The following is a 14,213-nucleotide window of genomic DNA, read 5'->3' as shown; positions in this document are numbered from 1 at the left end:
GACCCACAGGTTGTGGATCAGTTGTGGAAAGCCGCGCCGAACCGTGACAAACGGCGCCGCCTTCGGTCAACCGGCGGACACCGCCTGCACCCCGAACCCGCTCGGCGCCTCCAGCGACAACCGGTCGGCCGTGATGGAGAACCGGACCGCGCCGTCCAGCGCCGCGAGCACGACGTCCTCGACGTACCCCGTCGCGCCGTTACAGGCCATGTCGGTCATGCCGAGGTCGGCGACCGTGAGGGTGTCGCCGTCGATCGTGACGGTGCCGTCGATGGCGTTGCAGCCGGTGTGGCCGGTCAGGGCATCGCCGTCGATGCGCAGGAACGGCGTGACGCCCACCGGCACGGACGATGCCGTCGCGCCGTCGGTGAGCCCGTCGATGTCCCATTGCCGGCCGGTCAGCTCGACCGGCGGCTCCAGCACGTCGCGGTCGGTCAACGACACCGTCTGGTCGCCCGCCGTGAGCACCAGCACGTCGTCGGCCAGCTCCCAGGCCGGCTCGGCGGACAGCAGCTCGACCAGCCACTCGTCGGAGGCCATGACGGCGGGCTCGCAGCCCATCTCCGTCAGGCCGAGGTCGCTGACGAGCCGGCCGCCGGACAGCTCGACCGGCCCGTTGGCGCTGTTGCAGCCGGCCGTGGCCAGCAGCCGGCCGTCGTCGGTGAAGGTGAGGTCCAGCGGGCCGCCGCCGGGGATGCCGACGTCCTCGGTGGAGACGAAGGTGCGGCCGGTCAGCTCGTTGCCGCCGCCGTCGCCACCGTCCGTGCCTGCGGCGGAGTCGCCGCAGGCGGCCAGGAGCATCAGGACGCCCAGCAGGCAGAGGGCACCCGCTGGGCGTCGCATGTCAGAGGTCGGTGGACGGAGCGTCGGAGGCGAGCAGGCTCAGCGAGTCGCCCTCGGTGTTGGTGAGCGTCAGGGCGTCGCCGGTCACCTCGACCGTGACCTCGCCGTTGAGCACCGCCAGCATGTGGGTGTCGATCTGGCCGAGCTCGCCGGAGCAGCCGCGGCGGGTCGAGATGAGCGGCTGGAAGGTGATGCTGGCGTCGCCCACCTCAGCCGACCCGCTGAAGCCGTTGCAGCCGGTCGTGCCGGTGACGTCGCCGTTCTCGTCGATCTCGAAATATGCCTCCGGGTCGGACTGGCCCGCGACCGTCGCGCCGGCGGCCTGCAGTTCCTCGAGCACCCACCGGCTGCCGACGATCGGCACAGCCGGTTCGGTGGAGCCGTCGGATCCAGAGTCGCCAGGGACGGCGGTGGTGTCGTCGCCGCTGTCGTTACCGCCACAGGCCGCCAGCAAGGCGATGCTGGCCACCGCAGCGAGGGTTCCTAGTCGTCGCATATCCATGGGACGGACGCCGGGCCTCCGCCGTTCCTGGGTTGCGCGAAGTTACCGACAAGTAGCACCATGGAGTTACCGGCTGGTAGCAACGTGCTGACGGAGGATGCGATGAGCCACTACAGGTCCAACCTGCGCGACATCGAGTTCGCGCTGTTCGACGTGTTCGGCAGCGACGCGCAGTTGGGCAGCGGGCGCTACGAGGAGTTCGACGCCGACACCGTGCGCAGCATCCTGGCCGAGGTCGACCGCATGAGCCGCGAAGACCTCGCCGCCTCGTACGTCGAGTCCGACCGCACGCCGCCGGTCTACGACCCCGCCGCCCGCACCGTCGCGCTCCCCGAGGCGTTCAAGAAGAGCTTCGCCGCGCTGATGGACTCCGAGCTCTGGCGCTTCGCGCTGCCCGAGGGCCTGGGCGGCACGCCGCTGCCGCCGTCGGTGTTCTGGGGCGCCGCCGAGCTGATCCTCGGCTCCAACGCCGCCGCCTGGATGTACGCGTCGGGCCCGTCGTTCGCCAGCGTCATCTGGCGCAACGCCACCGAGGCGCAGAAGCGCATCGCCGAGATCATGATCGAGCGGCAGTGGGCGGCCACCATGGTGCTCACCGAGCCCGACGCCGGCTCCGACGTCGGTGCCGGCACCACCAAGGCGTACCCGCAGCCCGACGGCACCTGGCACGTCGAGGGCGTCAAGCGCTTCATCACCTCCGGCGAGCACGACATGAGCGAGAACATCGTCCACCTCGTGCTCGCCCGGCCGGTCGGCGTCGAGGGTGCCGGCGGCCCGGGCACCAAGGGGCTGTCGCTGTTCGTGGTGCCGAAGATCCGGTTCGACCCCGCGACCGGCGAACTGGGCGAGCGCAACGGCGTCTACGCCACCAACGTCGAGAAGAAGATGGGCCTCAAGGTCTCGACGACCTGCGAGCTCACCTTCGGCGACGGCGAGCCGGCCACGGGCTGGCTGCTCGGCGACGTCCACGACGGCATCGCGCAGATGTTCCAGGTCATCGAGTACGCCCGCATGATGGTCGGCACGAAGGCCATCGCGACGCTCTCCTCCGGCTACCTCAACGCGCTCGACTACGCCAAGGAGCGCGTCCAGGGCGCCGACCTCACCCGGGCCAACGACAAGACCGCGCCCCGCGTCACCATCACCCACCACCCCGACGTCCGCCGCTCGCTGATGACCCAGAAGGCGCACGCCGAGGGCATGCGGGCGCTGGTCCTCTACACCGCCACCATGCAGGACGCCGTCGCGGCCGCGGCGGCGCGCGGCGAGACCGACGAGAACGCCGAGCGCGTCAACGACCTGCTGCTGCCGATCGTCAAGGGCTACGGCTCGGAGCGGTCGTGGGTGCTGCTCGGCTCGGAGTCGCTGCAGACCTTCGGCGGCTCGGGCTTCCTGCAGGACTACCCGCTCGAGCAGTACGTCCGCGACGCCAAGATCGACACCCTGTACGAGGGCACCACGGCCATCCAGGGTCAGGACTTCTTCTTCCGCAAGATCGTCCGCGACAACGGCCAGGCCCTCGGCTGGCTGTCGCAGCAGATCCAGCAGACCGTCGACGACGAGTTGGGCGGCGGCCGGTTGAAGGTCGAGCGCGAGCTGCTGGCCAAGGCGCTGGCCGACGTCCAGGGCATCCTCGGCACGATGGTCGGCTTCCTCATGTCCGCCGACGAGCGCACCGAGGGCGGCGACGTCCGCAACGTCTACAAGGTCGGCCTCAACACCACCCGGCTGCTGCTCGGCGCCGGCGACCTCGTGGTCGCCTGGCTGCTGCTCCGTCAGGCTGCCGTGGCCCTGACCAGGCTCGACGGCGAGGTCGCCGAGAAGGACCAGGCGTTCTACGAGGGCAAGGTGGCGGCCGCGCAGTTCTTCGCCCGGCAGGTGCTGCCGCGGCTCGCGGCCGAGCGGGCCGTGGCCGAGGCCACCGACAACGCCCTCATGGACCTCGACGAGGCCGCCTTCTGACCCGTCGCGACTGACCGCCGCCCCCGATCCGTCGGCCCTCGGACCGTTCCACCCACGGTCCGGGGGCCGTCGCCTGACCCGCATCGCGCATCCCGGTTGACCACCCCTTCACGCCCCTCGTATTCTGTTATACAGATAGCAGTTTCCGAATCGCGGAATTTCGAGGAGCGCACGATGGCGGGTATCGAGGTCACCGGTCCGATGCACGAACGGTTCGACGAGGTGTTGACCCCTGCCGCGCTGGCCCTGATCGAGCGGTTGCACCGGGAGCTGAACCCGCGCCGCCTCGATTTGCTGCGCCGTCGCGCCGAACGGACCGCCGCCGTGGCCGCGGGCGCCGACCTCGACTTCCTCGCCGAGACCAAGGACGTCCGCGAGGACGACTCGTGGCGGGTCGCGCCGCCGGCGCCGGGCCTGGAGGACCGCCGGGTCGAGATCACCGGTCCGACCGACCGCAAGATGACCATCAACGCGCTCAACTCCGGCGCCAAGGTGTGGCTGGCCGACCAGGAGGACGCCAACACGCCGCTGTGGGAGAACGTCGTCCAGGGGCAGCTCAACCTGAGCGACGCCATCGACGCGACGATCGAGTTCACCAACCCCGACGGCAAGCACTACGCGCTGCGCACCGACCAGCCGCTGGCCACCATCGTCGTCCGGCCGCGCGGCTGGCACCTGCCCGAGAAGCACATCACCGTCGACGGCGAGCCGACGTCGGGCGGGCTGGTCGACTTCGCGCTGTACCTCGCCACCAGCGGGCGCAAGCAGCTCGACCGCGGCCAGGGGCCGTACTTCTACCTGCCGAAGATGGAGAGCCACCTCGAGGCGCGCCTGTGGAACGAGGCGTTCGTCATCGGCCAGGAGGCGCTGGGCATCCCGCGCGGCACCATCCGCGCGACCGTCCTCATCGAGACCTACCCGGCGGCGTTCGAGATGGAGGAGATCCTCTACGAGCTGCGCGAGCACTCCGCGGGGCTCAACGCCGGCCGCTGGGACTACATGTTCAGCGTCATCAAGACCCACCGCACCCGCGGCACCGACTTCGTCCTGCCCGACCGCAACTCCGTCACCATGACGGTGCCGTTCATGCGCGCCTATACCGAGCTGCTGGTGCGCACGTGCCACAAGCGCGGCGCGCACGCCATCGGCGGCATGGCCGCGTTCATCCCCAGCCGCGACCCGGAGATCAACGAGGCCGCGTTCGCCAAGGTGAAGGACGACAAGACCCGCGAGGCCGGCGACGGCTTCGACGGCTCCTGGGTGGCCCACCCGGGCATGGTCGAGGTCTGCCGCGAGGCGTTCACCGCCGTCCTCGGCGACCGCCCGAACCAGATCGACCGCGCCCGCGACGACGTCCACGTCACCGCCGCCCAGCTGCTCGACGTCGCCTCGACGCCCGGCGACGTCACCGAGGCCGGCCTGCGCAGCAACATCTCCGTCGGCATCCAGTACCTCGCCCACTGGCTGGGCGGCACCGGCGCCGTCGGCATCAACAACCTCATGGAGGACGCCGCGACCGCCGAGATCAGCCGCAGCCAGGTCTGGCAGTGGCTGCACAACGGCGTCGAACTGGCCGACGGCCAGCGGGTCACCCCCGAGCTGGTCCAGCGCCTCATCGACGAGGAGTGCGCGGCCATCGAGCAGCGCATCGGCGCCGACGCGTTCGGCGGCGGTCACTGGGCCGAGGCCAGGGCCACCTTCACCGACCTCGCCCTGGCCGACGACTACACCGACTTCCTCACCCTGCCCGCCTACGAGCGCATGCCCTGACACCGTCGCGGGATGCCGCAACGCGAGACCCGCCGTCCGGATGTGCCGGGCGGCGGGTCTCGCGTTTCGAGCGAGGCTGTCAGGCGCTCGCGTGAATGCAGATGGCAAACGTCACGAATTTCGTGACGCTCCGCGAGTGTCCCTCACGCCCGGCCTCCAGCCGGACTGCGCCGACCGGTGGGGGTGGGCGAGCCCAGACCACTGACCAGAACGATTCGAACTAGTTCGCGTGGGCGGCGTGCTTGACGGCGGCGGCGACGGCCGGGGCGACCTCGGGGTCGAACACCGACGGGACGATGTAGCTGGCGTTCACCTGCTCCGGGCCGACGGCGTCGGCGATGGCCCGGGCGGCGGCCAGCATGGCGGCGTCGGTGATCTCGTGCGCACCGGCGTCGAGCATGCCGCGGAAGAACCCGGGGAAGGCCAGCACGTTGTTGATCTGGTTCGGGAAGTCCGATCGGCCGGTGGCGACGACGGCGGCATGCTCGCGCGCGGCGATCGGGTCGACCTCGGGGTCGGGGTTGGCCAGCGCGAACACGATCGCGTCGGGCGCCATCGTCGCGATGTCCTCGCCGGTGAGCAGGTTCGGGCCGGAGACGCCGATGAACACGTCGGCGCCGGCCAGCACCTCGCGCAGCGAGCCGGTCGCGCCGCGCGGGTTGGTGTTCTGGGCGATCCAGCGGCGGAACTCGTCGCGGCCCTCGCCGTCGGGGTGGACGGCGCCGTGGCGGTCGCAGGCGACGATGTCGGTGACGCCCTGGGCGTGCAGCAGCCGGATGATCGCGTGGCCGGCCGCGCCAACGCCGCTCACGACCACACGCACGCCGTCGAGCGGCTTCCCGACCACACGCAGCGCGTTGTAGAGCGCCGCCAGCACCACGATCGCGGTGCCGTGCTGGTCGTCGTGGAAGACGGGGATGTCGAGCAGCTCGCGCAGCCGCGCCTCGATCTCGAAGCAGCGCGGCGCGGAGATGTCCTCGAGGTTGATGCCGCCGTAGACCGGGGCGAGCGCCCTGACGATCGAGACGATCTCGTCGGGGTCCTGGGTGTCGAGGCAGACCGGCCAGGCGTCGACGCCGCCGAACTGCTTGAACAGCGCCGCCTTGCCCTCCATGACCGGGAGCGCGGCCGCCGGGCCGATGTTGCCCAGCCCGAGGACGGCCGACCCGTCGGTGACGACGGCGACGGTGTTGCGCTTGATGGTGAGCCGGCGGGCGTCCTCGGGGTTCTCGGCGATCGCCAGGCAGACCCGGGCGACGCCGGGGGTGTAGGCGCGGGAGAGGTCGTCGCGGTGCTTGAGCGGGACCTTCGGGTTGACCTCGAGCTTGCCGCCGAGGTGGATGAGGAACGTCCGGTCGCTCACCTTCCGGACCGTGACGCCGTCGACCTGTGTCAGCGCCTTGGTGATCGACTCGCCGTGGTCGGAGTCGACGGCGTCGCAGGTGACGTCGACGACGAGGCGGTCGGCGAAGGACTCGACGACGTCGAGGGCGGTCAGCGCGCCGCCGGCCGCGCTGACGGCGGCGGCCAGGCCGCTGGTGGCCGTCGACGAGGACGGCGCCTCGACGCGGACCGTGATCGCGTATCCCGGGCTGGGCGTTGCCATCTCATCTCCAGTGTGTGGTTGTGGCCGCCAGCGACGGCCCAAATCAGAAAATTTTGCATTGCGGATGTTAGTGTCTGCTGTGTGGAAACCGACTCGTCGCGGGCTCGCTCGGGTGGCGTGCAGTCGGTCGAGCGTGCCTTCGGCCTGCTCGAGACCATGGCCGACCACGGCGGCAGCATGGGGTTGTCCCAGCTGGCCACGGCCTCGCAGCTGCCGCTGCCGACCATCCACCGCATCGTCCGTACGCTCGTCGACCTCGGCTACCTGCGTCAGGAGCCGTCGCGACGCTACGCCCTCGGGCCGCGCCTGATCAGGCTCGGCGAGAGCTCCTCGACCATGCTCAGCACGTGGGCACGGCCGCAGCTCACTCACCTGGTCGACGAGCTGGGCGAGTCGGCGAACCTCGCGATGCTCGACGGTGACCAGATCGTATACGTGGCGCAGGTGCCGTCGCGCCATTCCATGCGGATGTTCACCGAGGTCGGCCGCCGGGTCTGGCCGCACTGCACCGCAGTCGGCAAGGCCGTGCTGGCCACCCTGCCGGAGCGGACGGTGCGCGAGATGCTGCAGCGCACCGGCATGGCGCAGCAGACCGAGCACACCATCACCGACCCCGCCGAGTTCGGCCGCGAGCTCACCCGCACGGCCGGCCGCGGCTACGCCGTCGACGAGGGCGAGCAGGAGATCGGCGTGCGCTGCGTCGCCGTCGCCGTGCCCGACGCGCCGTCGAAGCTGGCGCTGTCCATCTCCGGCCCGGCCACCCGCGTCACCGACGACCTCGTCGCCCGCGCCGTCCCGTTGCTGACCCGGGCAGCCCGCGACCTCTCCGAGCAGCTCAGCGGCCAGGCCCGGGCCTGACGCGGTCACCGTCGCGCCTTGTCCAGCGGCGCCCCGCGGATCGAGGCGTCCAGGATCTCGATCGGGTGCACCAGCGGGATGTCCGTGCTGAGGAAGCGGCGCACCTGCAGCAGGCATCCGGCGTTCGCGGTGGCGATGACGTCGGGCGCGGCCGACTCGAGGCTCGCCGCCTTGCGCCGGCCCAGCTCCTCGGCGGTCTCAGGCTGCACGAGGTTGTAGATGCCGGCCGACCCGCAGCAGATGTCCGCCTCCGGGACGTCGGTGACCTCGACGCCGGGGACGGCGCGCAGCAGGTCGCGCGGCTGCCGGCGGATGCGCTGGGCATTGGCCAGGTGGCAGGCGTCGTGGTAGGCGACCTTGGCCTGGACGGGGTGCCGCACCGCGCGCGGTTCCAGCTCGGCCAGCAGCTCGTTGACGTCGCGGACGGACGCGGCGAACCGGGCCGCGCGCTCGGCATAGGCGGGGTCGTCGGCGAGCAGCCGGTCGTACTCCTTCATCGACGAGCCGCAGCCGGCGACGTTGACGACCACGACGTCGGCGTTCGCCTGCTCGAACGTGTCGATGAGCTTGCGCGCCCGGGCGGCGGCGTCGTCCTCGAGGCCGGCGTGCAGGTTCAGCGCACCACAGCACTGCTGACCCTGCGGCACGACGACCTCGCAGCCCTCGGCCGCCAGCACCCGCGCGGTCGCGGCGTTGACGTCGCCGAACAGCACCCGCTGGGCGCAGCCCTCGAGCAGGGCCACCCGCAGCCGCCGCTCCCCCGCCGCCGGGGTGACCGGCCCCAGCCGGCGGAACAGCGACCGGACCGGCACCGGCGGCAGGAGGTCCTCGGCGGCGCGCAGCTCGGCCGGCAGGCGGTCCACGATGCCGAGCCGGTGCGCCAGCGCGCGCAGCCCGAGGCGCCGGTACAGCACGCCGAACAGCGCGGCGACCCGCATCCGCGCCGGGTACGGGAACACCGCGAAGATCGCCCGGCGCACCAGCCGCTCCCGCCGGGTGCGCGGGACGTGCCGCTCCAGCTGCGGCCGCGTCGCCTCCAGCAGCAGGTCGTACTGGACGCCCGACGGGCAGGCCGGCACGCAGGCCAGGCAGCCCAGGCAGGAGTCGATGTGCCCGGCGATGGTGCGGTCGAGCGGGATCTCGCCGCGCTGGGCGAGATCGATCAGGTAGATGCGCCCGCGCGGCGAGTCCATCTCCTCGCCGCCGACCGCGTACGTCGGGCAGCTGGGCAGGCAGAACCCGCAGTGCACGCAGTCGTCCAGCAGCTCGCGCCGCGGCGGGTGGTGCGCATCGAACGAGCCGGAGCCGCCCGGCGTCAGAACCATGGCGCGAACCTTCCGTTGCCGAGCCGGTCGTCGGGGTCGAAGGCGCGTTTGACGGCGCGCAGCACGGCGACGGCGGGCGGCGGCGCGCCCCACGCGGGCAGCTCGACGCGCAGGCCGGCGGCCCAGCGGCAGACGGTGGTGGCCGGGTAATCGGCGCGCAGCGCGGTGACGACGGCGGCGTGCGCGGCCGCGGTACCGCCGCGCAGCCGGACGGTGTGCGCGCCGGCGAACGGGCTGCTGGTCATCGCGGCGTCGACGGCGTGCGCGGCAGCCTCGCGGGTGACCAGGCCGGCCAGCGCCGGGGTGCGGTCGGGCGCCGTGCCGAGGCGGACGACGGTGTCGCCGTCGATGCCGCGGACGAGGCCGGCGACGCCCTGCCAGTGCGTGGCGGCCCGCTCGTCGTCGCCGGGCAGCCACTGCGCGTCGGCACCGGCCAGCGCCGTCGCCCGGCGGCCGCGGTCGTCGACGCCGCCGGCCGTCCCGTCGAACCGGGCGAGCAGCGTCCCGTCACACCACTCGACGGCGACCGGCTCGAGCGAACCGTGGATCAGCCGGCCGCCGAGCTCGAACGCCGCGGCCGCGTCGCACGGGACCGCCAGCGTCGCCGTCGCCGCCGCGCGCGGATGCACGCGGAGCACCACCTCGGCCAACACGCCCAGTGTGCCGAGCGAACCGTGGAACAGCTTGGCGAGGTCGTAGCCGGCGACGTTCTTGATGACGTGTCCGCCGGAGCGCGCCACCGTCGCGTCGGCCAGCACCACCGTCACGCCGATGACGCAGTCGCGCGACGTGCCGAACGTGTGCCGCACCGGACCGGCGTCGGCCGTAGCCACCAGCCCGCCGACGGTGGCGCCGTCACTCGCGCGGGCCGGGTCGAGCGCCACCCACTGGGCGTGCGCGGCCAGCGTCTCCTGCAGCGCGGCGAACGGCATGCCGGCCTGCACGGCCACCGTCATGTCCGTCGGGTTGTAGCTGATCAGGCCACTCATCGCGGTGGTGTCGAGGACGGCGTCGTACGTCGGCTCGCCGCCCCAGTCCGCGGCGGTGCCGGCCCCGGCGACGGCCAAGGGCTCGCCCGCCCGGGCGCTGTCCGCCAAGGCGTCACGCAGCTCGGCCAGGCTCGCAGGCCGGTACGTCGTCACGGTGCTCATAGCCGCTCGATCACCCCGGCCTCCTCCAGCGGGTGCGGGCGGTACGGCCCGGGCCGCTCGCCGCACAGCCGCGGCGTCGGGAACACCTTGCCCGGGTTGCACAGGCCGTCGGGGTCGAAGGCCGAACGCAGCCGCAGCATCGTCGCGAGGTCGTCCTCGCCGAACATCCGCGGCATCGAGCAGGCCTTGTCCGCGCCGATGCCGTGCTCGCCCGACAGCGACCCGCCCAGCTCGACGCACAGCTCCGCGATCTCGGTGGACAGCCGCTCGGCGCGGTCGTGCTGCCCCTCGGCCTCGCTGTAGAGCACCAGCGGGTGCAGGTTGCCGTCACCGGCGTGGAAGACGTTCGCGACCCGGATGCCGGCGTCGTCGGCCATCGCGGCGATGCGGCCGAGCACCTCGGCCAGCCGCCCGCGCGGCACGACGCCGTCCTGAACGAAGTAGTTGGGGCTGATCCGCCCGACCGCGGCGAACGCCGCCTTGCGGCCCGTCCAGATCAGCGCCCGATGCTCGGCGTCCCTCGCCAGCATGATCTTCGTGCTGCCGTGCCGGCGGCAGATCTCCTGCACCTCGTCGAACTGCTCGGCGACGTCGTCAGGCGGGCCGTCCAGCTCGACCACCAGCGCGGCGGCGGTGTCGGGCGTGTAGACGCTCTCGGTCGACGCGGCGACCGCCTGGATCGCGAGGTTGTCGAGCATCTCCACCGCCGCCGGGACGATGCCCGCCGCGACGATGCCGGTGACCGCGTCGCCGGCGCCGGCCACCGTCGCGAAGTCGGCCACCATCGTGCGGACGGCGGCCGGCTTGGCCAGCAGCCGCACGGTGACCTGCGTGACGATGCCGAGCGTGCCCTCGGAGCCGATGAACGCGCCGAGCAGGTCGTAGCCGGGCAACTGCGCGGAGTCGCCACCCAGCCGGGTGACGGTGCCGTCGGCCAGCACGACCTCCGCGGCCAGCACGTGGTTGACGGTGAAGCCGTACTTCAGGCAGTGCGCGCCGCCGGAGTTCTCCGCGACGTTGCCGCCGATGGTGCAGACCTGCTGGCTGGACGGGTCGGGCGCGTAGTAGAGCCCGTACGGCGCGGCGGCCTTGCTGATATCGAGGTTCGTGACGCCCGGCTCGACGACGGCGCGCAGGTTGACCGGGTCGACCTCGACGATGCGGCGCAGCCTCTGCAGCGAGACGACGATGCCGTCGGCGACCGGGAGAGCACCACCGGACAGCCCGGTGCCGGCGCCGCGGGCGACGAACGGGACGCCATGCCGGGCGCACACCCGGACCGCGGCGGCCACCTCGTCGGCGGTGCGCGGCAACACGACCATCGCCGGCTGGACGCGGTAGCCGGTGAGGCCGTCGCACTCGTAGGTACGCAGCCGGGCCGGGTCGGTGATGACGTTGTCGCGGCCCAGAGCCTCGGTCAGCTCGGCAGACCAGCTCATATTCCACGATCCGGAACGGAACACGTCGCCATACGGATACCTTAGGACCGCCCGTTGGGGCGGTCAACCGGCTCCGGCAGGGCACCGTTCCACCGTCGGCGAGCTTCCCGGCACAACCTATAGGATCACTGCGACGTTTCCGCCGTGTTGCCTTGCGGTAACACCGCTGGGAAGCGACCTGATCTGCGGAGTTGTCTGCGCGCAACACTCTGGGTCGAACGGACGATCAGATAGGATCTCGCTGTTCGCGCGGAGGGAGTTGCATCGTGTCCACGGGCGCCATGACCACCGGCATCGCCGGTCTCGCACCGCTGAATCGCATGCAACGGGCCGGCCGCACCGCGCCGCACGTCCGCGACCTGCTGGAAGAGGCCATCCTGCAGGGTGTGCTGCTGCCCGGCGCGCACCTCAACGCCGACGGGCTGGCCAAGCAGCTCGGCATCAGCCACATCCCGGTCCGCGAGGCCCTGCGCGCCCTCGGCGTCGACGGCTGGATCGAGTTCCGGCCGCATCAGGGCGCGTTCGTCCGCGGCCGCAGCGAGCAGGAGCTGGCCGACCTGTTCGAGAGCCGCACGTTCCTCGAGGCCCAGGTCGCGGGCCTGGCGGCGGAGCGGCGCACGGGCGAGCAGCTGGCGATCCTCGACGACGTCCTCGCCCGGCAGCGGCGCTCCACCGACCCGGTCGAGCTGGCCCGCATCAACGCCGAGTTCCACAGCGCCATGGCCGACTGCTCGCAGAACAACCTCATGGCCGGCTTCGTCCGGACGTTGAGCATGCGGGCACGGTTCTACTTCTCGACCGTCCCGCCGCTGCGGCAGGACACCTCCCGGCGCCAGCACGAGGCGCTGGTCGACGCGATCCGGCGGCGCGACAGCGCGGCGGCCGGGCAGCTGGCCCGCGACCACGTCGCCGCCACCCGCCGCGACGTGCGCGCGGAGCTGCTCGCCCCCTGAACTACCGGCAACGCCGACGCGCCGCCGCAGCCCGGGTGCGGGCCACGACGGCGCGTGGTGTCGAACTGTGGTGCGGCGGGTGTCAGTCGCGGCGGCGGCCGTAGCCCGACGGGCGGCCGCGGCCGGCGCCGTTGCCCTTGTACGGACGGCCGGAGCCGGAGCGGTTCGGACGACCGCCGTTGCCGGACGAGCGGGGCCGCTCGCGCTCCTGCGCCATGGCCGGTGCGTCGGCGAGGGCCGTCGGGGTGATCGGGCCCTCGACGGTGCGGGCGTCGACGTTCTTGGCGGTGACGCCGGCGCGGCGGAACAGCTCGCCGAGCCCGCGCACCTGCCGTGCGGTGGCGACGGTGACGACGGCGCCCGTGGCGCCCGCGCGGGCCGTGCGGCCGGACCGGTGCAGGTACGACTTCGGCTCGCCGGCCGGGTCGAAGTGCACGACCATGCCGACGCCGTCGACGTGGATGCCGCGGGCGGCGACGTCAGTGGCGACGACGACCTTGGCGCGGCCGGAGCGGAACCGGTCGAGGTTGCGCTCGCGGACCCGCTGCGAGAGGTCACCGTGCAGGTCGACCGCCGCGACGCCGGCGTCCTCGAGGTCCTCGGCGAGGCGAGTGGCGCCGTCCTTGGTACGGGTGAAGACGATGCTGCGCGGGTTGGCCCGCATGAGCTCGGTCATGACCTCGAGCTTGTTGTACGGCCCGACCACGAGCACGTGGTGGTCCATCGTGGTGACGGAGCCGGCGTCGGGGTCGATCTCGTGCTTGGCGGCGTCGTTGAGGTGCCGGCGGACCAGCTTGTCGACGTCGCCGTCGAGCGTGGCCGACAGCAGCATGCGCTGCCCGCCCGCGGGCGTGGCGGCGAGCAGTTCGTCGACGACCGGGAAGAAGCCGAGGTCGCACAGGTGGTCGGCCTCGTCGAGCGTGACGACCTCGACGTCGTCGAGCTTGCAGACGCCCTTCTCGATGAGGTCGCTGAGCCGGCCCGGGGTGGCGACGACGATGTCGGCGCCACGGTCGAGCCGGCGGATCTGCCGGTCGTACGGCGCGCCGCCGTAGACGGTGACCATGCGCAGCCGCAGCGCCTCGGCCAGCGGCTCGAGCGCCGTGGTGACCTGGCCGGCCAGCTCGCGGGTCGGCACGATGATCAGCGCGCGCGGGCGGTTCGGCTCGCTGCGGTCGCCGGCCAGCCGGGCGAGGATGGGCAGGCCGAACGCGAGCGTCTTGCCCGAGCCCGTGCGGGCCCGGCCGAGCACGTCGCGGCCGGCGACGGCGTCGGGGATGACGGCCGCCTGGACGGGGGTGGGCTCGACGATGCCGTCGACGCCGAGGATCTTCACGACCCGCTCGGGCATGCCCATGGCGGAGAACGCCGAGCCGGCCGGGTCGAACGCGTCGATGGCGGCGCGGCGGGCGGGGTCGAAGGAGCGGCGCTCGTTCGGGCGGCCGCCCTGGCGGCGGTCGCCGCGGAACGGCCGGCGGCCGTCACCGTCACGACGGAAGCCACCCTCGCGGCGGTAGCCGCCGCCGTCCTCGCGGCGCGGGCCGCCACGGCGCTCGGGTCGCTGCTGGCGGTAGCCGGAGGAGGAGGAGCGGGAATCGGTGCCGGTCGAAACGCCGGCAGGGTCGTACGAAGTCACTGTGCTCCGAATCGGTAGAGCGCGGGTGCGCACCCCAGCGCGTCCGCAAGCGGGCGGACGCACGGTGAGCCTTCGAGGGTGCGGGGTACCCGACTTTCCCTCGACGTTTCCACCGTCACAGAATTCGGGCACGAATCAGGCCCCGTATGATCACGAGGCCCTGGCTTG

Annotated in this window: 11 protein-coding genes; 4 read left to right on the top strand and 7 right to left on the bottom strand. The window is 72.5% G+C overall.

Annotated features, from left to right (window positions below):
- Positions 1–66: 66 nt before the first annotated feature.
- Both BLV05_RS06500 and BLV05_RS06495 read right to left on the bottom strand, forming a co-directional pair.
- Positions 67–843, bottom strand: a complete 777-nt coding sequence (locus BLV05_RS06500; RefSeq protein WP_052762117.1) for an META domain-containing protein — start codon at positions 841–843, stop codon at positions 67–69.
- A gap of 1 nt (position 844) precedes the next feature.
- Positions 845–1,312: an META domain-containing protein gene (locus tag BLV05_RS06495; RefSeq protein ID WP_052762118.1), complete on the bottom strand. Its 468-nt coding sequence runs from the start codon at positions 1,310–1,312 to the stop codon at positions 845–847.
- Between the two features lie 135 nt (positions 1,313–1,447).
- Here BLV05_RS06495 and BLV05_RS06490 point away from each other — a divergent pair, with 135 nt between their 5' ends.
- Together BLV05_RS06490 and aceB are read left to right on the top strand one after the other, a co-directional pair.
- A complete protein-coding gene (locus tag BLV05_RS06490) occupies positions 1,448–3,307 on the top strand; it encodes an acyl-CoA dehydrogenase (protein ID WP_046766875.1) in 1,860 nt (619 codons plus the stop codon).
- A 174-nt stretch (positions 3,308–3,481) separates the two neighbouring features.
- Positions 3,482–5,077 (top strand): malate synthase A, encoded by a 1,596-nt coding sequence (gene aceB, locus BLV05_RS06485; protein WP_046766876.1) that lies wholly within the window; start codon positions 3,482–3,484, stop codon positions 5,075–5,077.
- Between the two features lie 220 nt (positions 5,078–5,297).
- Here the strand turns inward: aceB and BLV05_RS06480 are convergent, their stop codons facing one another.
- A complete protein-coding gene (locus BLV05_RS06480; protein ID WP_046766877.1) occupies positions 5,298–6,683 on the bottom strand; it encodes an NAD-dependent malic enzyme in 1,386 nt (461 codons plus the stop codon).
- A gap of 81 nt (positions 6,684–6,764) precedes the next feature.
- Here BLV05_RS06480 and BLV05_RS06475 point away from each other — a divergent pair, with 81 nt between their 5' ends.
- The gene (locus tag BLV05_RS06475; protein ID WP_046766878.1) at positions 6,765–7,541 is read left to right on the top strand and encodes an IclR family transcriptional regulator; all 777 of its coding nucleotides are present in this window, start codon (positions 6,765–6,767) and stop codon (positions 7,539–7,541) included.
- Between the two features lie 5 nt (positions 7,542–7,546).
- Here BLV05_RS06475 and BLV05_RS06470 read toward each other — a convergent pair whose 3' ends face one another.
- From BLV05_RS06470 to BLV05_RS06460, 3 genes are read right to left on the bottom strand one after another with little or no spacing between them, the layout of a single operon-like run.
- Entirely contained in the window at positions 7,547–8,866 is a 1,320-nt protein-coding gene (locus tag BLV05_RS06470; protein ID WP_046766879.1) for a (Fe-S)-binding protein, read from the bottom strand.
- On the bottom strand, positions 8,857–10,017 hold the full coding sequence (locus BLV05_RS06465) for an FAD-binding oxidoreductase (protein WP_046766880.1): 1,161 nt from the start codon (positions 10,015–10,017) through the stop codon (positions 8,857–8,859). The genes BLV05_RS06470 and BLV05_RS06465 overlap by 10 nt, the downstream gene beginning before the upstream one ends.
- Positions 10,014–11,456, bottom strand: a complete 1,443-nt coding sequence (locus BLV05_RS06460) for an FAD-binding oxidoreductase (protein ID WP_046766881.1) — start codon at positions 11,454–11,456, stop codon at positions 10,014–10,016. The genes BLV05_RS06465 and BLV05_RS06460 overlap by 4 nt, the downstream gene beginning before the upstream one ends.
- A gap of 266 nt (positions 11,457–11,722) precedes the next feature.
- Here BLV05_RS06460 and BLV05_RS06455 point away from each other — a divergent pair, with 266 nt between their 5' ends.
- A complete protein-coding gene (locus BLV05_RS06455) occupies positions 11,723–12,409 on the top strand; it encodes a GntR family transcriptional regulator (RefSeq protein ID WP_152690569.1) in 687 nt (228 codons plus the stop codon).
- Between the two features lie 82 nt (positions 12,410–12,491).
- Here BLV05_RS06455 and BLV05_RS06450 read toward each other — a convergent pair whose 3' ends face one another.
- Positions 12,492–14,045, bottom strand: a complete 1,554-nt coding sequence (locus BLV05_RS06450; protein WP_052762120.1) for a DEAD/DEAH box helicase — start codon at positions 14,043–14,045, stop codon at positions 12,492–12,494.
- Positions 14,046–14,213: the final 168 nt, after the last annotated feature.

The organism is Jiangella alkaliphila, assembly GCF_900105925.1.
Lineage (GTDB): Bacteria > Actinomycetota > Actinomycetes > Jiangellales > Jiangellaceae > Jiangella > Jiangella alkaliphila.
Note: the sequence above shows the minus strand (reverse complement) of the source record. Positions and strands in the feature narration are given on the sequence as shown.